The 18,022-nt window shown below is 71.8% G+C and carries 19 protein-coding genes; 7 read left to right on the top strand and 12 right to left on the bottom strand.

Features of this window, described 5'->3' with window-relative positions; all coding sequences use genetic code 11:
- Positions 1–91 precede the first annotated feature (91 nt).
- Positions 92–445: a hypothetical protein gene (locus ACJOT3_RS04275; RefSeq protein WP_406968978.1), complete on the top strand. Its 354-nt coding sequence runs from the start codon at positions 92–94 to the stop codon at positions 443–445.
- Positions 442–702, top strand: a complete 261-nt coding sequence (locus ACJOT3_RS04270; protein ID WP_406968976.1) for a hypothetical protein — start codon at positions 442–444, stop codon at positions 700–702. Before ACJOT3_RS04275 ends, ACJOT3_RS04270 begins: the two co-directional genes overlap by 4 nt.
- A 48-nt stretch (positions 703–750) precedes the next feature.
- On the opposite strand, the gene ACJOT3_RS04265 is transcribed toward ACJOT3_RS04270, so the two are convergent.
- The 8 genes from ACJOT3_RS04265 to ACJOT3_RS04230 all read right to left on the bottom strand — a co-directional run bounded on the left by ACJOT3_RS04265 (position 751) and on the right by ACJOT3_RS04230 (position 8,097).
- Complete coding sequence (locus ACJOT3_RS04265; protein ID WP_406969027.1) at positions 751–1,581, bottom strand: glycosyltransferase family 2 protein; 831 nt, start codon at positions 1,579–1,581, stop codon at positions 751–753.
- A 288-nt stretch (positions 1,582–1,869) separates the two neighbouring features.
- Positions 1,870–2,640: a CDP-alcohol phosphatidyltransferase family protein gene (locus ACJOT3_RS04260; protein WP_406968974.1), complete on the bottom strand. Its 771-nt coding sequence runs from the start codon at positions 2,638–2,640 to the stop codon at positions 1,870–1,872.
- A complete protein-coding gene (locus ACJOT3_RS04255; RefSeq protein ID WP_406969025.1) occupies positions 2,618–3,667 on the bottom strand; it encodes an iron-containing alcohol dehydrogenase family protein in 1,050 nt (349 codons plus the stop codon). Before ACJOT3_RS04255 ends, ACJOT3_RS04260 begins: the two co-directional genes overlap by 23 nt.
- Before the next feature lie 5 nt (positions 3,668–3,672).
- Positions 3,673–4,404: a phosphocholine cytidylyltransferase family protein gene (locus ACJOT3_RS04250; protein WP_406968972.1), complete on the bottom strand. Its 732-nt coding sequence runs from the start codon at positions 4,402–4,404 to the stop codon at positions 3,673–3,675.
- Between the two features lie 29 nt (positions 4,405–4,433).
- The gene (locus ACJOT3_RS04245) at positions 4,434–5,147 is read right to left on the bottom strand and encodes a DUF5941 domain-containing protein (RefSeq protein WP_406968970.1); all 714 of its coding nucleotides are present in this window, start codon (positions 5,145–5,147) and stop codon (positions 4,434–4,436) included.
- Entirely contained in the window at positions 5,144–6,007 is an 864-nt protein-coding gene (locus tag ACJOT3_RS04240) for a hypothetical protein (RefSeq protein WP_406968968.1), read from the bottom strand. The genes ACJOT3_RS04245 and ACJOT3_RS04240 overlap by 4 nt, the downstream gene beginning before the upstream one ends.
- A 363-nt stretch (positions 6,008–6,370) precedes the next feature.
- Positions 6,371–7,249: an ABC transporter ATP-binding protein gene (locus tag ACJOT3_RS04235; protein WP_406968966.1), complete on the bottom strand. Its 879-nt coding sequence runs from the start codon at positions 7,247–7,249 to the stop codon at positions 6,371–6,373.
- A complete protein-coding gene (locus tag ACJOT3_RS04230; protein ID WP_406968964.1) occupies positions 7,249–8,097 on the bottom strand; it encodes an ABC transporter permease in 849 nt (282 codons plus the stop codon). The genes ACJOT3_RS04235 and ACJOT3_RS04230 overlap by 1 nt, the downstream gene beginning before the upstream one ends.
- A 484-nt stretch (positions 8,098–8,581) precedes the next feature.
- On the opposite strand from ACJOT3_RS04230, the gene ACJOT3_RS04225 reads away from it, so the two are divergent.
- Both ACJOT3_RS04225 and ACJOT3_RS04220 read left to right on the top strand, forming a co-directional pair.
- Positions 8,582–9,349, top strand: a complete 768-nt coding sequence (locus tag ACJOT3_RS04225; RefSeq protein ID WP_406968962.1) for an IspD/TarI family cytidylyltransferase — start codon at positions 8,582–8,584, stop codon at positions 9,347–9,349.
- Positions 9,346–10,125: a glycerophosphodiester phosphodiesterase gene (locus ACJOT3_RS04220; protein WP_406968960.1), complete on the top strand. Its 780-nt coding sequence runs from the start codon at positions 9,346–9,348 to the stop codon at positions 10,123–10,125. Before ACJOT3_RS04225 ends, ACJOT3_RS04220 begins: the two co-directional genes overlap by 4 nt.
- Before the next feature lie 58 nt (positions 10,126–10,183).
- On the opposite strand, the gene ACJOT3_RS04215 is transcribed toward ACJOT3_RS04220, so the two are convergent.
- The 4 genes from ACJOT3_RS04215 to ACJOT3_RS04200 form a co-directional block, all read right to left on the bottom strand.
- Positions 10,184–11,203, bottom strand: coding sequence for a DUF4429 domain-containing protein (locus tag ACJOT3_RS04215; protein WP_406968958.1), 1,020 nt, complete (start codon positions 11,201–11,203; stop codon positions 10,184–10,186).
- A gap of 29 nt (positions 11,204–11,232) precedes the next feature.
- Positions 11,233–12,240, bottom strand: coding sequence for a glycosyltransferase family 2 protein (locus ACJOT3_RS04210; RefSeq protein ID WP_406968956.1), 1,008 nt, complete (start codon positions 12,238–12,240; stop codon positions 11,233–11,235).
- Positions 12,241–12,366: 126 nt separating this feature from the next.
- Entirely contained in the window at positions 12,367–12,594 is a 228-nt protein-coding gene (locus tag ACJOT3_RS04205) for a TM2 domain-containing protein (RefSeq protein WP_406968954.1), read from the bottom strand.
- A 287-nt stretch (positions 12,595–12,881) separates the two neighbouring features.
- A complete protein-coding gene (locus tag ACJOT3_RS04200; RefSeq protein ID WP_406968952.1) occupies positions 12,882–14,093 on the bottom strand; it encodes an RNA-guided endonuclease InsQ/TnpB family protein in 1,212 nt (403 codons plus the stop codon).
- A gap of 144 nt (positions 14,094–14,237) precedes the next feature.
- Between ACJOT3_RS04200 and ACJOT3_RS04195 the strand changes: the two genes are divergently transcribed.
- The 3 genes from ACJOT3_RS04195 to ACJOT3_RS04185 all read left to right on the top strand — a co-directional run bounded on the left by ACJOT3_RS04195 (position 14,238) and on the right by ACJOT3_RS04185 (position 17,968).
- Positions 14,238–15,749 carry an LCP family protein gene (locus tag ACJOT3_RS04195; RefSeq protein ID WP_406968950.1) on the top strand — a complete coding sequence of 504 codons (1,512 nt, stop codon included), beginning with the start codon at positions 14,238–14,240 and terminating at the stop codon, positions 15,747–15,749.
- 23 nt (positions 15,750–15,772) lie between these two features.
- Complete coding sequence (locus ACJOT3_RS04190; protein WP_406968948.1) at positions 15,773–16,399, top strand: YIP1 family protein; 627 nt, start codon at positions 15,773–15,775, stop codon at positions 16,397–16,399.
- Between the two features lie 237 nt (positions 16,400–16,636).
- Positions 16,637–17,968: a UDP-glucose dehydrogenase family protein gene (locus ACJOT3_RS04185; protein ID WP_406968946.1), complete on the top strand. Its 1,332-nt coding sequence runs from the start codon at positions 16,637–16,639 to the stop codon at positions 17,966–17,968.
- Positions 17,969–18,022: the final 54 nt, after the last annotated feature.

Genomic DNA, 18,022 nt, shown 5'->3' with positions numbered 1-18,022 from the left:
CACCGCGCCGGGGTTCGAGCCGGGATAGTTTTGTCAGATCAGAATGAAATGAAATGAAAGTCGACCGGTCGTCACCTGGGTGGGAGCAGCGATGTCCGAACAGCCTGTGGCCTGGGACTCCGAGGAAGCGACGATCCGCAGGCCCGAGCCGACACCGGCGGCACTGCGTGATGCCCTGACCAGGCTCGCCCCCTCGCAGATACCCGAGTTCGACCGCAGGCTCCGGGAGGCCAGCACCCAGGCCCTGACCGGCGAGAGCATCGGCCCGCTGTGGCTGTTCTGCCGCTCCTGGGCCCAGTTCATCGAGGTCGAACGCCACCCGGCGGTGGCACGCCGCCAGAACGAGCTCCTCGCCCTGGTCGACTCGGGCTCCCCCGATGCCAAGGAGGCGATTGCGGAGATCTCCCGTATCCGGGCCTGGGTCGATGCCAAGCTTGACGAGTGAACGACTGGACCTGGTGCTTCGAGCCGCCCGACCTCTCCTCCGGGCTGCCCGTCGGGGCGGTGGCCGAGATCGAGCGGCTGGCCACGGAGTTGGCCGCCCTGGGTGCCGACGCCGACCAGGCGGGCAGACCGCACGACCGGTCGGGGGGTCTGCGTGAGTTCCCGCTCGGTGACGATGTGGGGTTCTTCAAGTTCATCGTGGCCCGGCACCTGCGGGAGATCGTGATCGTGCAGGTCACTCTGTGGCCGCACATGTGAGAGGGGCGGGACGCCCGAAGGCGTCCCGCCCCTCCTCACGTGATCGGGTCAGATGATCGGGGGGCGGCCGGCGCGGGTCATGCGCCAGGCGGTGGACCAGCGGATGGGGGTGCGGGGGCCGGGGTCCTCGCGCCAGCCCTCGCGGAAGCCGGCGAACCAGGCCTTGAGGGAGGCGCGGTCGCGCTCGCGGAGCACGGTCAGGGCCACCCAGGTGCCCAGGTAGGCGAAGGCCAGCGGCCAGGGCAGGTTGCGGCGGGCCAGCCAGACGCGGTTGCGGGCGTTGAGCCGGTAGAAGTTGTCGTGCCGGGTCGGGGCGACCGCCGGGTGGTACATGACCGCGTCGGCGTCGTACTCGATGGTGTAGCCGGCGTCCATGATCCGCCAGGCGAGGTCGGTCTCCTCGTGGGCGTAGAAGAAGTCGCCCGGCAGGCCGCCGCCCGCCTCGAACGCGGTGCGGCGGACCGCGCTGGCGCCGCCCAGGAACGTGGTGACCACGCTGGAGCGGCGGGAGTCGCCCACCCGCAGCCGCGGCACGTGGCGGCGCTGGTCCGGGCCGCCGTCCGGGTCGGCGATGCGGAAGGACAGGGCGCCCAGGGTCGGCTCGGCGGCGAACCGCTCGCGCACGTGCCGGGCCAGGTCGGTGGAGCGGTACCAGCCGTCATCGTCCAGGAAGAGGATCACGTCGCCGTGGGTGGCGCGCACCCCGTGGTTGCGGCCCTCGGGGATGCCCACGTTCTCGGGCAGGCGGACGGTGACCACGCCCTCGGGCAGCTCGGGCAGGTCGGCGCCGTTGCCCACGACGACGACCTCGACGTCGGCGCCCTCCTGCTCGAACACGCTGGTGATGGCGCGGCGCAGCTCGGCCGGGCGGTTGCCCATGGTGAGCAGAACGCAGGAGAGGGTGGGTTTGCTGGCACCGGACACCTGGGGACGGCTCCGTTCGGCTCTGGGCCCTGGGGAGACCTCCCTCGCGGACCCCTCGGTCCGGGGCGGAATCACGGGTGTGGTCATGTTCGGGACCGTATCAGTGGACGACAGGCTTCTTGCAGGTTGACGAAGACCGACATTCGCAGGAACAGGCTAACGAAAGAATAAAAGCCCGGTGTACGGGGCCGTGGACGGGGTAATGGCCACGGCCCCGTATGTGACGCGAACGTCATCGACGCGTTATTCGAGGCGGCGCGAGGCCACCACGCTCACGAAGTGCGCGAAGCTCATGAGCACCGCCACGGCGGCGCAGGCGGCGATGAGGACCCGGGTGGCGAGCAGGTCGCCCAGGAACAGGTCCGCCACCGCGGCCACGACGACGATCAGGGACAGCTCGACGGCCTGGATCAGCCGGTGCACCTTGAGGGCGGACGCCAGCCTCCGGGCCAGGCTCAGCCCGGACGAGCGCGGGCGCATCGCCTCGTCGGTCAGCTTCTCGGGCAGCCCCGCCTTGGCGCGGGCCACCACGACGTTGTCGGTCTCGGCCTTGATGAGGGCCACCCCGATCGCGCCGACCATGCCCAGGATCACCCAGCCGCCCGGCTCCAGACCGCCCTGGGCGCGCACGCCCAGGCCGATGAGGAGCGCGATCTCGGCCACGTAGTGCCCGATCCGGTCCAGGTAGATCCCGGTGACGCTGGTGCGGCCGGTGTACCGGGCGACCTCGCCGTCGGAGCAGTCCAGCAGCAGGTAGATCTGGATCATCAGCGCGGCCACCAGGGCCGACCACAGGCCGCCGAAGGCGACCACCACGCCGGCCAGGACGCCGAACGCCATCATCAGGTAGGTGATGGGGTTCGGCGGCACGCCCAGCCGGACGAAGAAGGTGCTGACGTAGGGCGAGATGTCCCTCATGTAGAGGCGGCCCGCCCAGTGCTCCTCGTTGGTTCTCTCCTTGATCCCCGCGGGCTGGCCGCCCGCGCGGACCTCAGCGACCGACGGTCTTGACATAGTCGGCGACGCTCCGTCCGATCTCGCTCTCGGACAGGCCGAGGTGTTCCAGGATGGTGAACCGGCCCGGACGGGTGTCCGGCGCGTGGACCACGGCCCGCGCGAACTCCTCGTCGGAGAGGCCGACGTCGGCGGGCACCACGGGCAGCCCGTGGCGGACCAGGCAGTCCCGGATCTCGCCCATCCGCGCCTCGGACCAGCCCAGGTGGCGGACCCGCAGGTAGGACGCGTACAGCGCGCCCAGACCGGCGAGCTCGCCGTGGTTCCCCTTGCCCGGGTACAGCTGGGTGACGGCGTGCAGGATCTCGTGGCAGGCGCCGCTGGCGGGCCGGCTGGACCCGGCGACCGACATGGCCATCCCGGACAGGACCAGGCCTTCGGCCAGGACCGTGAGGAACGCGTCGGAGTCGATCGAGTCGGGCCGGTGCAGGATCGCCTCGGCGGCGACCCGGGCGAAGGTGACGGCCATGCCGTCGACCGGCTCGCCGTTGGTCCGCCCGGACAGCTCCCAGTCCTCGATGGCCGAGATGTTGCTGACCACGTCGCCGATGCCCGAACGCACCAGGTGGGAGGGCGCGGCACGGACGTAGTCCACGTCGATGACCACGGCGATGGGCATGGTGACCCCGATCGAGGGCTTGCCGCCCTCGTGCTCCAGGGAGCTGACCGGGGAGGCGATGCCGTCGTGGGCCAGGTTGGTGGCGACCGCCACCATCGGGATGCCGGCCATGGTGGCGGCGAACTTGGTGACGTCGATGGTCTTGCCGCCGCCGATCCCGGCGACCGCCTCGTAGGCGCCCGAGCGGAGCTTCCTGCCCAGCTCGTTGGCCGCGTCGACGGTGCCCTCGTCGACCCGGAACACCTCGCAGTGCGGCAGGTCGAGGTCGGCGGCGATCTGCTCGCCCTGGCCGGGGCCGACCGCGACGGCGATCCGGCCCTCGTTGGCGATGCGCCGGTCGGCGAGCACCGAGCCGAGCGAGGCGATGGCCCCGCGCCGGACGTCGATGGAGATCGGCGAGGGCAGCATGCGGGCTAGTAGCGGCACGCGATCTCCCGAGCCTTGGCCAGGTCGTCGTGGTTGTCGACCTCGACCCAGTCCACCTGGCCGATGGGGACGATGGAGACCTTCTCACCGCGGCGGACGAGCTCCTGGTAGCCGTCCTCGTAGTAGAGCTGGGGGTCCCGCTCCCAGGTGGCCTTGAGGGCGTCGGCGAGGCGGGCGTCCAGGGAGCCCTCCAGGAGGGTGGCGCCGATGTACTCGCCGGCGGCGGTGGCCGGGTCCATGAGCTTGGTGATGGTGGCGAGGTGGCCGTCCTCGTCGAGGGTCACCTTCATCTCCTCGTCGGCGAGGCTTTTCACGTTGTCCACCGCGAGGAGGAGTTCCGGACCCCTGGCGGCGAGTAGCGTTTCCTCGACACCGACCGGGTGCACGGTGTCACCGTTGACGAGGAGGACGCCCTCGGAGAAGAACTCGCGCGCGGTCCACAGGGAGTAGGCGTTGTTCCACTCCTCGGCCTTGTCGTTGTAGCTGAGGGTGAGCTTGACGCCGTGGCGCTCTTCGAGCGCCTCCTTGCGGGCCTCCACGGCCTCCGCGCGGTAACCCACGACCACGACCACGTCGGTCAGCCCGGCCGCGGCCAGGTTGCGCAGCGAGATGTCCATGATGGTCGTCTCACCGTCGACGGGCACCAGGGCCTTGGGCAGCGTGTCGGTGTAGGGGCGCAGTCGCCGCCCCGCCCCTGCCGCGAGAACCATTCCGAGCATGCGGGCGTGTTCCTCCTTAGCGGGGAGGTCTACGCCTCCCCGTTCGTTCCGGCGACCGGTGCGGGGTCGCCTTCCTGGCCGTACCCGGGCCGGGGGTGTCCGGGCCCGGCACCGTCGTCGGGGACGGCACCAGCCGGAGGCACGTCGGTCACCGGCGTGGCGCTCCAGGTGCGCACGGCCTCGGTGACGAGCAGTGCCGCCAGGTATGCGGCGAGTATGCCGTAGACCGGGGTGAGCACGTGCAGCGCACTCCCCGCCGCGATGACGAGCATGCGCCCGTCCCAGCCGAGGGCGGCCGCGCGCGTCCGCGACGACCTGGCCACACCGACCGGGGGGCGGGCCGCGTCGTCGCGGTGATGACAGGCGACCACCATCAAGAGTACGAACACCAGGGGACCGGGTACACCGGTCGCGAGCCCCACGACCATCAGGTACGCGTACTCCATGACGCGCAGGACGGGCGGTACGAGTCGGTCGAACCGTCCGTCGTGGGGGTGTCCCGAGGCCGTTCCGGACAGAAGTAGGGCAGCGACCGGTGCGAACAGGGTAATGCCTGCCGGATGTCCGCGATCCGCTACCAGCAGGACGAGCACGATCAGGGCCGCGGCCAGCGCGGTCGGGAGCGGTGGGATCAGGCCCGGTGCGATGCGGCCCAGCAGGCGGCACAAGTGACCGTCGTCACGGAGCCGCCGCAGGTCCGGGCCGGTGGTGGGGACGTCCGCGGGGTCCTGTGCGCGGTTCACCGCCGCCCCCCGTTCGCGGTGACGGGGTCGACGAGCGCGGTGGTGATGGCGATGGCGCAGCCGACGATGAGCGTGACGAAGGAGATCCGCGGGTCCCACAGCGTGGCCGTGACGGCGATCGCGAGGAAGCGGACGGGCTGGGGGAAGACGAGCAGCCGCCGGGCGAGCTCGGCGGCGGGCGCCCGCCGCCGGACCGCGGGTCCCGGGGAGGCGGCGGGGCGGGGCCGCGCGGGCTCCGCGGATTCCCCGGGGCCGGCCTCCGGGGCGGGTGCGGGCCCCGGCCGCGCCGGGGTGTGATCGGGCAGAGTGCGATCGGACTGAGTGTGGCCGGACGGGGTGGCGGCACTGTCGCGGTCGTGGCCGCCGGTGGCCGGGCGCGGGATCAGGCCGACCGCCGCGGGCGCCGGTGCGCCACCGCGCGGACCGCCGCCGGTCCGGCCGCGGCGGGACGGCGGCGGGGGCGCGGGCGGCGCCTCACGGGCCACCAGGAGGGCGTCGCGCAGTGCCAGGGCCACCAGGGCCCCGGCCGCCCACCCCCAGGCCCCGCCGATCCCGGCCAGCACGGCGCCCACGGCCAGGCCCAGGTAGACGATGTACTCGCGCAGCTGGGAGAGCATGGCGGCCAGCCACAGGGTGAGGGCGTCGTAGCGACCGGCGCGCATGCGGTCGCGGACGGAGTCGCAGAACAGCACCGCCACCAGGAAGGCCGAGCCGGCCAGCCCGCCGACGGTGTCCGGGCGGGTGAACCAGACGGCGGCGACGACGGAGACCATCACGGCGATCCGGCTCATCCCCGCCCGGGTGACGTGCCTGCGTTCGAGGAGGCGCGCGGTCGAGCGCGCCACGGTGCCGTTGGCCATGGACGTGTCCCTCTCGGATTCTCGGTGAGAGCAACCGTCGCCCACGCTCTGTGGTCAATCAATCACTGACACGCCAGTGGTGTCCGTTTGGCCTGTTCGGAGCGGCGTACCGGTGTTTCGGTCGGGTCTAGATGACAAAGTGCGCACCGCCGGAATCCTCCGGCGGTGCGCACTGTACTTCTTTGGCCCTCCGCTTCGCTTCGGGCCGTGCGAGGGCACCCGGGGAACGGGAACCTTCGCCCACTCCGCTCACATCCTCGTTCCTCGGACGTTCGCTCCGGGACTCCAGAACCCCGTGGGCGCCCTCGCGAACTTTACTTCTTTGGCCCTCCGCTTCGCTTCGGGCCGAAAGCAGTCGTGGGATCAGGCGGCCTGGCCGCCGTCCTTGCCCTCCCCGGCCTTCTTCTCGGCCTCCTCCGCGCGCTGCTTCTTGGCCTCCTCGGCCTTCTTGCGCTTGGCGATCTCGGCCTTGGTGTCCTCGTTGTAGGCGGCCAGCGCGGCGTCGATGTCGGTGTCCAGCGCCAGCGACCCGCCCTTGATGTACAGGCCGCGGTTGCAGAACCGGCGCAGGTCGCCCTCGTTGTGCGAGACCAGCACCATGGTCCGGTGGTTGGCCAGCATCCGTTCGATGGCCTCGTAGCACTTGCGCTTGAACGCCTTGTCGCCCACCGCCAGCACCTCGTCGACCAGCATGATCGGGTGCTCCAGCTGGGAGATCAGCGCGAAGCCCAGCCGCACCTTCATGCCGCTGGAGTAGTGGCGCACCGGGGTGTCCACGAACTTCGGCTTGATCTCGGCGAAGTCGATGATCTCCTCGAAGCGCTCGTCGATCTGCTTCTCGGTCATCCCGTGCAGCGAGCCGACCAGGTACACGTTCTCGCGGCCGGTGAGGTTGTCGTTGAAGCCCGCGCGCAGCTCCAGCAGCGGCGCGACCTTGCCCCGGACCTGCACCTGCCCCTCGTCGGGGATGAGCACCCCGGCGATCATCTTGAGCAGGGTGGACTTGCCGGTGCCGTTCTTGCCGACGATGCCGACGCAGTCGCCGCGGGCGACCTCGAAGGACACGTCGCGCAGCGGCCAGAACTCGTCGCCCTCGGCGTTGGGGTCGCGCTTGGTGCCGTGGATGAACATCTCACGCAGGCTGCGCTTGCGACGGCGGTTGACCGCGAACTTGACACCGAGACCCTTGGCCTCGATGACCGGGCCGTTCGCCAGGTCGGTGCCGTAGTCGGTCTGCGCCATCACAACTCCTTCAGAACGGACATCTCCAGGCGGCGGAACGTCCAGTATCCGATGACCAGCATCAGCAGGGAACCGACCACCGCGGAGGTGATCGCGATCGGACCCGGGGTCAGTTCCTCGAACCCGGCGAACCACACCGCACGGTGCATTTCGAAGATACCCAGCAGCGGGTTCATCTGGTAGGCGATCTGGAGCCAGTCCGGCACCCGGGGCGAGTCCAGGACCATGGACGCCGGGTACAGGATCGCCGATCCGTAGAACAGGATGCGGGAGGCGATGCGCACGAGCCGCTCCACGTCGCGCACCAGCACGTTGATCGAGGACAGCAGCAGCGTCAGGCCCAGGCCGATGGTGAACTGGAGCAGGATCGCCAGCGGCAGCCAGACCAGCAGTCCCTCCCAGGAGGGGCGGCCGCCCAGGAAGATCACGAAAAGAATCAGGATCGGCCAGGTCAGCAGGTACTCGATGAACTTGGTGCCCACCGTGGCCGTGGGGAAGATCTCCCGCGGCACCTTCATCGTGGTGATCAGCTTGGAGTGCGTGATCATCGCGCGCGGGGCCTCGCTGAGGATCGCCCCGAAGGTGTTCCACGGCAGGATGCCGGCCACCAGGAAGAGGAGGAAGCCGCCGTACTCCGCCGCGCCCGCGGGCATGCCGCGGTCGGCCCCCAGGATGACCCCGAAGACGAAGAAGTAGACCAGGGTCAGAGCCAGCGGCTCCAACATCGTCCAGGCGTATCCGAGAATCGACTGCTGGTACTTGACCTTCAGGTCACGCCGGACCAGGAGGCCGACGACCTTCCGGTGCTCCCAGACGGCCAGCGCCCTTGACGCCACCGCCACCTCCAAGGATCGAAAGAATTGCCGTCCGGTCCACGCTCGCGCCACCGGACAGGTGGGTTCTCGTGCCTGCGCGCACCGGTCGACACGCGCGATCCACGGCCCCGGCCGGACGACGACCGGGGAAACGGGGGGACGTGTCCGGGCGACCGGGGGATGTCACGGACCGCGCCCGGCTCGACGACCGCGGTGCATTGCGGTCGGACCGGGCACGTTGAACAGGCGTGCATAGATTACCGCTGCGACGGACGGGGCGCGCCCACCAACCTGCCGCGCATCCGTGGCCGGACCGTGACCACGCGTGGCCGGACCCGGTCGGCTAGCCTCGGCTCGTAGGAGGCGGAAACACCTGTGTAACACCTGGGCCGCTCTGACCACGGGTGTTCCCTCCGGGGGTCGGAACCGTGGCGTCCGCGCGATGTCACCTTCCGTTCCGTGTACCTGCGCTATCGGTTTGCCATCGATGGGGAAACCGACCACGAGGAGGAGATCGGTGGACGAGGCGAACGGCGCCGGGCGCCCGCGGGTGATCGCGGCGGTCCTGGCCGGCGGGGTCGGGGCGCGCATGGGCGCGGGCACCCCCAAGCAGTTCCTGCCGCTGGCCGGGCGGACGATCCTGGAACACGCGGTCGCCGCGTTCGAGGAGTGCCCCGACGTGGACGAGATCGTCGTGCTCATGGTGGACGAGTACGTGCCCCGGGTGGAGGGGCTGCTGGCCGACGCCGGGTTCGCCAAGGTGACCCGGGTCCTGCCCGGCGGCGCCACCCGCACCGACACCTCCGTGGCGGCCCTGGCCGCGGTGGCCGGCGCCGCCGACGACGACCTCGTGCTGCTGCACGACGCGGCCCGGCCCCTGGTCTCCCCCGCCGTCATCTCCGCCTGTGTGGCCGCGCTGGCCCGGGCGGACGCCGTGGGCGTGGCGGTGCCCAGCGCCGACACGGTGGTGCGCGTGGTCGCGGGCCCCGACGGCGAGGCGATCGCCGAGGTCCCCGCGCGCTCCTCGCTGCGCCGCATGCAGACCCCCCAGGGCTTCCGGCTGGGAACGGTGCGCCGCGCCTACGAACTGGCGACCGCCGACCCCGGCCTGGTCGCCACCGACGACTGCGGAGTGGTGCTCCGCTACCTGCCCGAGAAGGAGGTCCGGATCGTGCCGGGCGAAGAGGCGAACATCAAGGTGACCAACCCCGGCGACGTGGAGGTGGCCGAAGCGCTGCTGCGTCGGTCCCGGGGGGACGCCCTGCTGAGCGAGGCGGCACGGTGAGCGGGGTCTTCGGCCGGGCGACCGAGGTCATCGGCCACCGCGGCGTGGGCCGCGGCGTGGTCGACCAGGCCCGCGAGAACACCCCCGAGTCCTTCGCGGCGGCGGCCGCGGCCGGGGCCGACTGGATCGAGATCGACGTGCGCCGCACCGCCGACGACGAGCTGGTGCTCTACCACAACGCCGCGCTGGACGACGGGCGCGCGGTGGTGGACCTGACCGCGGCCGAGTGCGCGCAGGCCGGGCTCGTGGGCCTGGAGGAGGGCCTGGCGGCCATCCCCCGGCAGGTGGGCCTGGACGTGGACGTCAAGACGGTGATGGAGGACGCCGTGGACGCCCCCGCCCGGCGGACCACCGCGCTGCTGATGCCGTACCTGCGCCGGGAGGCCGAGCGCCGCCGGGTGTTCGTGTGCTCGTTCGACCCCGGGGTGCTGCTGGCCGTCCACGAGGGCGCCCCGCGGGTGCCCACGGCGTGGATGCCGTTCGTGCGCAACCCGCTGGACCAGGCGGTCGCGGGCGCGGTGGGGCTGGGCTGCCCGATCGTGGCGGTGGACGTGCGGTCGTTCGGGCTGACCGAGGACGGCCCGCTGCCCGGGCGGCGCTCGGTGGAGTACACCGTGGACCTGGCCCACCAGGCGGGCCTGGAGGTGGCCTCGTGGTGCCCCGACCCGGACGACGCGGCGATGTTCGCGGCCGCCGGGATGGACGCGGTGGTGGTGGACGACGTGCCCGGGGCGGTGGCCGCGCTGCGCGAGGCACAGGTCGACGGGGCGGCCTGAACGCCGGGGTCGTGGTCGGGGCCCCGGTCCCGGGGCCCGGCCCCGGGTCCCGGGCGGCTCAGATCCGGTCGAGGAGTTCGGCCTTCTTGGCGGTGAACTCCTCGTCGGTGAGCAGCCCCTTGGCGTGCAGCTCCCCCAGGCGTTCGATCTGGGTGAAGATCCACGCGGTGTCGGGGCCGCGCCCCACGGCCGGTGCGTCCGGGCCGCCCGGCTCCCGCGGAGCCTCCCGCCCCGAATCCTCCGCGGCGTCCTCGGGGGCGCCCTCGGAGGTGTCCGCCCCGGGGAACACGGGCGCGCCGGTCAGCGCGCGGACCGTGCCCAGGGCGAGCTCCCGCCAGCCGCCGCCCTTCCCCGACCGGGCCGGGCCGCCGCGCACCCACAGGTGCGCGGTGACGGTGGCGGCCATGAGGAAGGCCCTGTGGCTCTCGCCGCCCTCCTCGGCCGAGCGCAGCATGCCCAGGTCGTGCTTGGGCCGGCCGTCCCCCGTGGACCCGTCGGCCGGGACGACCCGCAGGAAACCCCAGCCCCAGCCGTCCGGCGGCCCCCAGTCCACGCCGGAGATCCCCGACAGGTCGTACTCGCGGCGGCCCGCGCGGCGCTTGGCGGTACTCGCGTAGTCGCCGGACCACACCAGCCGCAGGGTGGACCCGTCCAGGGTGGCGGTGCCCTCGCAGGTCTTGATGTGCAGGGGTGTGGCGGGGACCAGCCGGGTGACGGTCACCGGGTCCGGCTCGCCCGGGGTCTGCTCGGCGGCGAACCGGATCTGGTCGGCGAGGTACTCGGCGATCAGCTCGGTCTTGGCGGGCCCGGTGAGCCGGAAGGGCTGGAGGTCGTCCCGGAGCATCGCGCCGACCGCCGCGTAGGGGTCCATGCGCTCGCGCAGGGTGAGCCGGAGCAGCCACCCCTTGCGGCGCCCGCCGCCGGGGGTGAACTCGACCCCGGCGATCACGCCCACCGGTACGCTCAGCCGGCCCAGCTCCTTGAGGAGCGGGCTGCCGGTCCAGGTCTTCTTGTAGACGATGTCGACGGTCGCGCCGTCGAAGCCCCAATCCGCCTGATCCCCGTGCAATCCGTCCATGGGCCCATCATGCCGGAACGGCGCCGGGTTCAGGAGGCCTCGGCGCCCCGGGAGGCCCGTGCGGTACGGGAGTCCGCGCCCAGACCGGGCGGGCTGATGATGAAGCCCGCGCCCCACGACATGTGCATGGTGGCCAGGGCGACCGGGATGAGCGGCACCGAGGCGGCGGGCAGGCCGCGGCCCAGCGGCAGCGACGCGGCGGTCACCAGCGCCAGGTAGCCGGCGGGCGCCAGCCACAGCGGCCACCACAGGAACCCGCCGAGCAGGCCCAGCACCACCCCGGCCAGGGCGACCGGCGGGGCCAGGTAGCGCAGGTTGATGGTGCCCTTGTGCTGGCGGGCCACCACGTGCCGCCAGCGGCCGTAGTGGAAGTACTGCTTGGCCAGCAGCCTGACGTTGCGCCGCGGGCGGTAGGAGACGCGCATGCGCGGCTGGAACCACACCACGCCGCCGCTCGCGCGGATGCGGTGGTTCATCTCCCAGTCCTGGGCGCGCAGGAAGGCCTCGTCGTAGCCGCCCACGCGCTCCAGCGCCGAACGCCGGAAGACGCCCAGGTAGACGGTGTCGGCCGGGCCGCCCTCGCCGCCGACGTGGAAGCTGGCGTTGCCCACGCCGACCTTGGAGGTCATGGCGGCGGCGACCGCCTTCTCCCAGGGGGTGGTGCCCTCGGCGGCCATGATGCCGCCGACGTTGTCGGCCCCGGTCTCCTCCAGGGTCTCCACGGCGACGCGGAGGTAGTCGGAGGGCATCATCGCGTGGCCGTCGATACGGGCGACGATGTCGTGGGAGGAGGCGCCGATGGCGGCGTTCAGGCCCGCGGGGGTCCTGCCGGTGGGGTTGTCGACCACCTTGACCCGGGGGTCGGCGGCGGCCAGCCCGTCGGCGACCTCGCGGGTGCGGTCCGCGGAGGGACCCACACCGAGCACGACCTCCAGTTCGCCCGGGTACTCCTGGGCGAGGACGTGCTCCACCGCGGCGGCGAGGTGGCGCTCTTCGTTGAGGACGGGCATGACGACGGAGACCGGCGGCCAGGACACGGGCACTTCCCAAGATCGGACGTGTCGGACGGCGCGGCGGAAGTACGGGACGTCGACGCTCGCGCGCGTCCAAAGTACTGCACCGCGGGCGGCGGCCGCGCCGGTCGTCCGGCGCGGCCGACCGGGTCAGGCCTGGTTCGTGATCGGCAGGCCGTCGGAGTCCTTGAACTTGCCCAGCAGGACCATGATGAAGTCGATCAGGGCCCACACACCCACGCCGCCGCAGGTGATGAGCATCAGGACGCCCGTGCCGATCTTGCCCACGTAGAAGCGGTGGACGCCGAGGTAGCCCAGGAAGAAGGACAGCAGAACGGTGACGAGCCAGTTCTTGGGGGAGACAGGGGGATGCGTCATCGGTTTCTCCGGAACGTGAGGGGGACGACGGACATGAAGGTGTCCGCGTCCGGGAAGGGAACCGGTGGCGGGGGCCCGTGCGCCCTTCTGGCGGGCGCCGGGTACCGGTGAGATCGGCGACAAATTACCACAGGTCAGGGCCTTCGGCCCGTCCTGGAACCCTCGCCCCTTTTCTCCCCCATTTCGACGGTGAGGGTCCAAGCCGAGAACAACACGCCGAGGATCGACATCTCACACGATGCGGGGGATACGGGTGACAACCTAAGAGTTGACTTCTCTTCCCCGCGTCAGAGGCGGGGAAGTCCGGCGGTCGCCCGCCGGGTCTCCTGTTTCATCGACGACCGCCCCGCCGGGAAGGAGCCCCGTTGAGGTCTTGCATCGTCTCCGCAGGCGAGCACCGCCAGCCCGGCGGCTTCCAACGTTCTGGCCGCGTTCACATCGCGGTCATGCACGAACCCGCACGCACACGCCCAGGTCCGGATGTGCAGCGGGAGTTCCTCGGTGACCCGTCCACAGTCCGCGCAGGTGCGCGACGAGGGGAAGAACCGGTCCACGACGACCAGGTCCCGTCCGTACCAGGCGCACTTGTACTCCAACATGGCGCGCAGTTCCCGCCACGCGGCGTCGGAAATGGCGCGGGCGAGCCTTCGGTTCTTGAGCATGTTGCGGACGGTGAGGTCCTCGATCACGACCGTTTGGTTCTCGCGGACGAGTCGAGTGGTGAGTTTGTGCAGGAAGTCCCGGCGCCGGTCGGCGATCCGCGCGTGGATGCGGGCGACCTTGTGGCGGGCCCTGGCCCGATTCGCGGATCCCGGCTGCTTACGGGCGAGTCCCCGTTGGGCTTTGGCCAGCCGTTCGCGGTCGTGCTGTCCGTGGCGGGGGTTGTCGATCTTCTCCCCGGTGGACAGGGTGACCAGGGATGTCAGACCCGCGTCCACCCCCACCGCGGTGTTGGGCGCGGGAGTGGACTCGATGGTGTCCTCGCACAGCAGCGACACGGACCACCGGCCCGCGGCATCCCGGGTGACGGTCACCGTCGACGGGGTTGCTCCCTCGGGCAGGGGGCGGGACCACACGATGTCCAGGGGTTCGGCCATCTTGGCCAGGAACAGTTGCCCGTTCCGGTAGCGGAAAGCACTGGCGGTGTACTCCGCCGATGCCCTCGACCGCTTGCGCGACTTGAACCGCGGGTACCGCGCGCGCTTGGCGAAGAAGTTCGCGAACCCCTGCTGGAGGTGGCGCAGCGCCTGCTGCAACGGCACCGACGACACGTCGTTGAGGAACGCGTACTCGGTCGTCCTCTTCCAAGCGGTGAGCATCGCCGAGGTGTCGTTGTAGGACACCTTGCGCTGCCCGGTGCGCCACGCCTCTGCTCGGGCGTCCAAGGCCAGGTTGTAGACCAGGCGCACACAGCCCAGCGTGCGCGACAGCACCGCCGCCTGCGCATCTGTGGGGTGGAAGCGGTACTTGAACGCCCGCTTCACGGTTCTCCTGGTCATGCTCCGCACGGTAGCGACCTCGCCGCTCCTGTGTGAGGAAAACCGAAGAAGTCGTCGAAAACACGAACGAGGATCGGTGAGAGGGGGACGGGGGTGTTTCCTCCCCGCCCGCAAGGGCAGGGTTTCCACACCTCTGACCAACAGATGAACGACGACAACGGGGGACGGGATCGACCGGGCGGCGGCGAGTTCCGTCGTGAGCGGTCCCGGCCGGTCCCGCCCGACGGTCGGCGCTCCCCCCGCTCCGGCCGGATCACCGTGCCCGCCCCCGCCGTCCGCCGGCGCCGCGCGGGCCTGGTCGTGGTGTCGTTCCTGTCCGTGCTGGTCCTGCTCGCCTCGGGGACCTCATGGGCGATCACGGGGTGGATGTCGGGCGCCCTGAACCGCTTCGACGTCTTCGGCGGCCTGGCCGACGGGGACCGCCCCGAGGAGACCGGCGGGCTGACGTTCCTGGTCATCGGCTCCGACAGCCGCGAGACCCTGGCCGAGGAGGACCGCACGGCGCTGAGTGTGGGCTCCACGCCCGGGCGCCGCTCCGACACGATGATGCTGGTCCGGCTCAACCACGAGCGCGACCGGATCACCGTCGTCGGCGTCCCCCGCGACCTGTGGGTGGACATCCCCGGCGAGGGCGAGGAGAAGATCAACGCCGCCTACTCCTTCGGCGGCCCGCAGCTGGCGGTGCGCACCGTGGAATCGGTCACGGACGTGCGCATCGACCACTACGTGGAGGTCGACTTCTCCGGGTTCGTCGGCGTGGTCGACGCGCTCGGCGGCATCGAGGTCTGCCTGCCCGAGGCGATCGACGACCCCAAGGCGCGGCTGGACATGGCGGCGGGCACCCACCGGGTGGACGGCGCCGAGGCCCTGGCCTTCGCCCGGACCCGGGCCACCCCGCGCGGCGACCTGGACCGCATCGACCGCCAACAGCAGGTGCTGTCGGCCATGCTGGACCAGGCGCTGAGCAGCGAGACCCTGTCCGACCCCGGCAAGCTCACCCGGTTCCTGGACAGCGCCCTGTCGTCGGTGACCGTCGACGAGGGGCTGGACACCTCCACCATCAACCAGCTCGCCTACCAGATGCGCGATCTGGACATGTCCGAGGTGACGTTCACCCAGGTGCCCATCGCCGACATGGACTTCTGGACCCCGCGCGGCGACGTCGCCCTGCTGTGGGACGAGCCCGCCGCGCGCGAGCTGTTCGCCGACATCAACGCCGACCGCCCGATCACCGAGCCCTCCGCCGAGCCCTCCGCGGAAGAGGAGGAGAAGGACCCCTCCCCGGCCGACATCCGGGTGCGGGTGTTCAACGGCACCGGCACCCCCGGGCTGGGGGCGTCGCTGGACGGCGCCCTGGCCGGCGCGGGGTTCCGGGTGCCCGACGCCGCCTCCGACTGGAGCAGCCGGGACGTGCCCGCCACCCAGGTCCGGCACGGCGCCGACGACGCCGCGGCCGCCGAGTACGTGGCCGGGTCGATCCCGGGCGCCGAGGTGGTGGAGGACACCACCCTGGACGGTGAGATCCAGATCGTGATCGGCTTCAACTACACGACGTTCAACGCCCCGGAGGTCGAGGCCCCCGAGCCGGAGGAGTCCCCCTCGGCCGGGGACGCCCCGCTGTCCACCTCGACCGCCCGGGACAACATCTGCGGGTGATCCCCGCGAAAGAAGGTGTTCCCGTGCTCCGCCACCTGCTCGGCCTGCTGGTCGGCATCGCCCTGGCCCCCCTGCTGTGGATCTGTGTGTCCTGGTCGGCGGTCGAACTCCCCGGGCTGCTGGAGGGCGATGTGGCGGTCGCCACGGTCGCGGCCGCGGTGCTGCTGGTCCTGGCCGGGTGCGGCTGCGCGTACCTGGCGGCGGCCCGGATCTCGCCGCTGGCCGCCGGGGCCGCCGGGCTGCCGCTGAGCGCGCTGGCGCTGTGGCCGGCGGTGCACCCGGCCTCGCTGGCGTCGGCGCTGTCCTGGCTCAACCCGGAGAGCTTCGTGTACCCGGGCGGGCCGGGGGTGTCCGTGGCGCTGCCGCTGGGCGCGCTGCTGGTGTTCTCGGCGGCCCTGCCGAACCGCTGGCGCACCCCGGTCCCGGCCGGGCCCGCCATGATGGCCGCCCCCTGGGAACACGTGGACGGGCCCAGGGGGACGCCGCCCGAGCCGCCGGTGGGGGACACGGTTCCCGAGGCCCCCGGCCGCGGTCCCGCGACCGAGGTGTGGGAGCCGCGGGAGGGCGATCCGGCCAAGACGACCACCCCGTTCGCGCGGGGCGAGGACGGCTGGACGCCGCTGAACGAGGGCGCGGAACGCCGGGATTGAGGCGCTCCAGGGGGCTGTGTCCGGTACCGCGCACGCAGCGGTAACCTGAGCGCCTGATGTGTTCACGCCCTGTTCGGGCGTGCGCCACGTCTCGGAGCGTAGGGTGATGCTCCGCGTGCGGGTCTCCCCCGACGCCGACTCATGTCCGCCTTTCCGCCCGCCCCCGGGTGTTCACCGCCCTCAACGGGAACAACCATGGGATACGGGCGCGGACGAAAGCGAGGAAGGACTCAACCAGTGATCGAAGCGGACCGTATGCGCGTCTCCGTCATCGGTACCGGTTACCTGGGCACCACCACCGCGGCCTGCCTGGCCGAGCTGGGGTTCGAGGTGCTGGGCCTGGACGTCGACGAGGCCAAGATCGAGATGCTCCGCTCCGGTCGGCTGCCCTTCTTCGAACCCGGGCTGGAGGAGCTGGTGGTCTCCGGGCTGGAGTCGGGGCGGCTGCGCTTCACGACCTCCTTCGCCGAGGTCGCCGAGTTCGCCGACCTGCACCTGATCTGTGTGGGGACCCCGCAGAAGGACGAGTCGGGCGCCGCCGACCTGAGCTACGTGAACTCCGCGGTGGACCGGCTGGCCCCGCACCTGACCCGCCCCGCCGTGGTGGTGGGCCGCTCGACCGTGCCGGTGGGCACGGCCGCGACCCTGGCCGCCCGGCTGGCGGCGCTGGCGCCCGCCGGCGAGGAGGCGGAGCTGGGCTGGAGCCCGGAGTTCCTGCGCGAGGGCTTCGGGGTGCAGGACACGCTGAGCCCCGACCGGATCGTGCTGGGCACCGACTCGCCGCGGGTCGAGAAGGCCGTGCGGTCGCTGTGGCAGAGGCAGATCGACGAGGGCGTCCCGTTCCTGGTGACCGACCTCCAGACCGCCGAGCTGGTCAAGGTGGCGGCCAACGCGTTCCTGGCGACCAAGATCTCCTTCATCAACGCGATGGCGGAGGTGTCGGAGGTGGCCGGGGCCGACGTCATCCAGCTGGCGCAGGCGCTGTCCTACGACGACCGCATCGGCGGCAAGTTCCTGGGCCCGGGCCTGGGCTTCGGCGGCGGTTGTCTGCCCAAGGACATCCGCGCGTTCATGGCCCGCGCCGACGAGCTGGGGGTGGAGCCCGCGCTGTCGTTCCTGCGCGAGGTGGACGCCATCAACCAGCGGCGCCGGGCGCGCACGATCGACATCGCCCGCCAGCTGATCGGCGGCGGGTTCGCGGGCAGCCGGGTGGCGGTGCTGGGTGCGGCGTTCAAGCCCAACTCCGACGACATCCGCGACTCGCCCGCGCTGGACGTGGCCGCCACCATCGCCTCTTTGGGCGCGCAGGTGACGGTGTACGACCCGGCCGCGCTGGAGCGGGCCCGCCAGGCGCACCCGGAGCTGAACTACGCCGAGTCGATGCGCGCGGCGGTCACCGGCGCCGACGTGGTGCTGCTGCTCACCGAGTGGGCGGAGTTCCGCGAGGCCGACCCGGAGGAGCTGGGCGCCCTGGTGGCGCGCAAGCGGATCGTGGACGGGCGCAACGCCCTGGACCCGACCTTCTGGCGGGCCTCGGGCTGGACCTACCGGGCGCTGGGCCGCCAGTAGGGCCCTCGCTTTCACGTACACGGCGATGGCCGGGACCCCGCGGGGTCCCGGCCA

It is taken from the genome of Nocardiopsis protaetiae (assembly GCF_045446735.1).
GTDB classification, from domain to species: Bacteria; Actinomycetota; Actinomycetes; order Streptosporangiales; family Streptosporangiaceae; genus Nocardiopsis; species Nocardiopsis protaetiae.
This window is presented reverse-complemented; position numbering and strand designations above follow the sequence as displayed.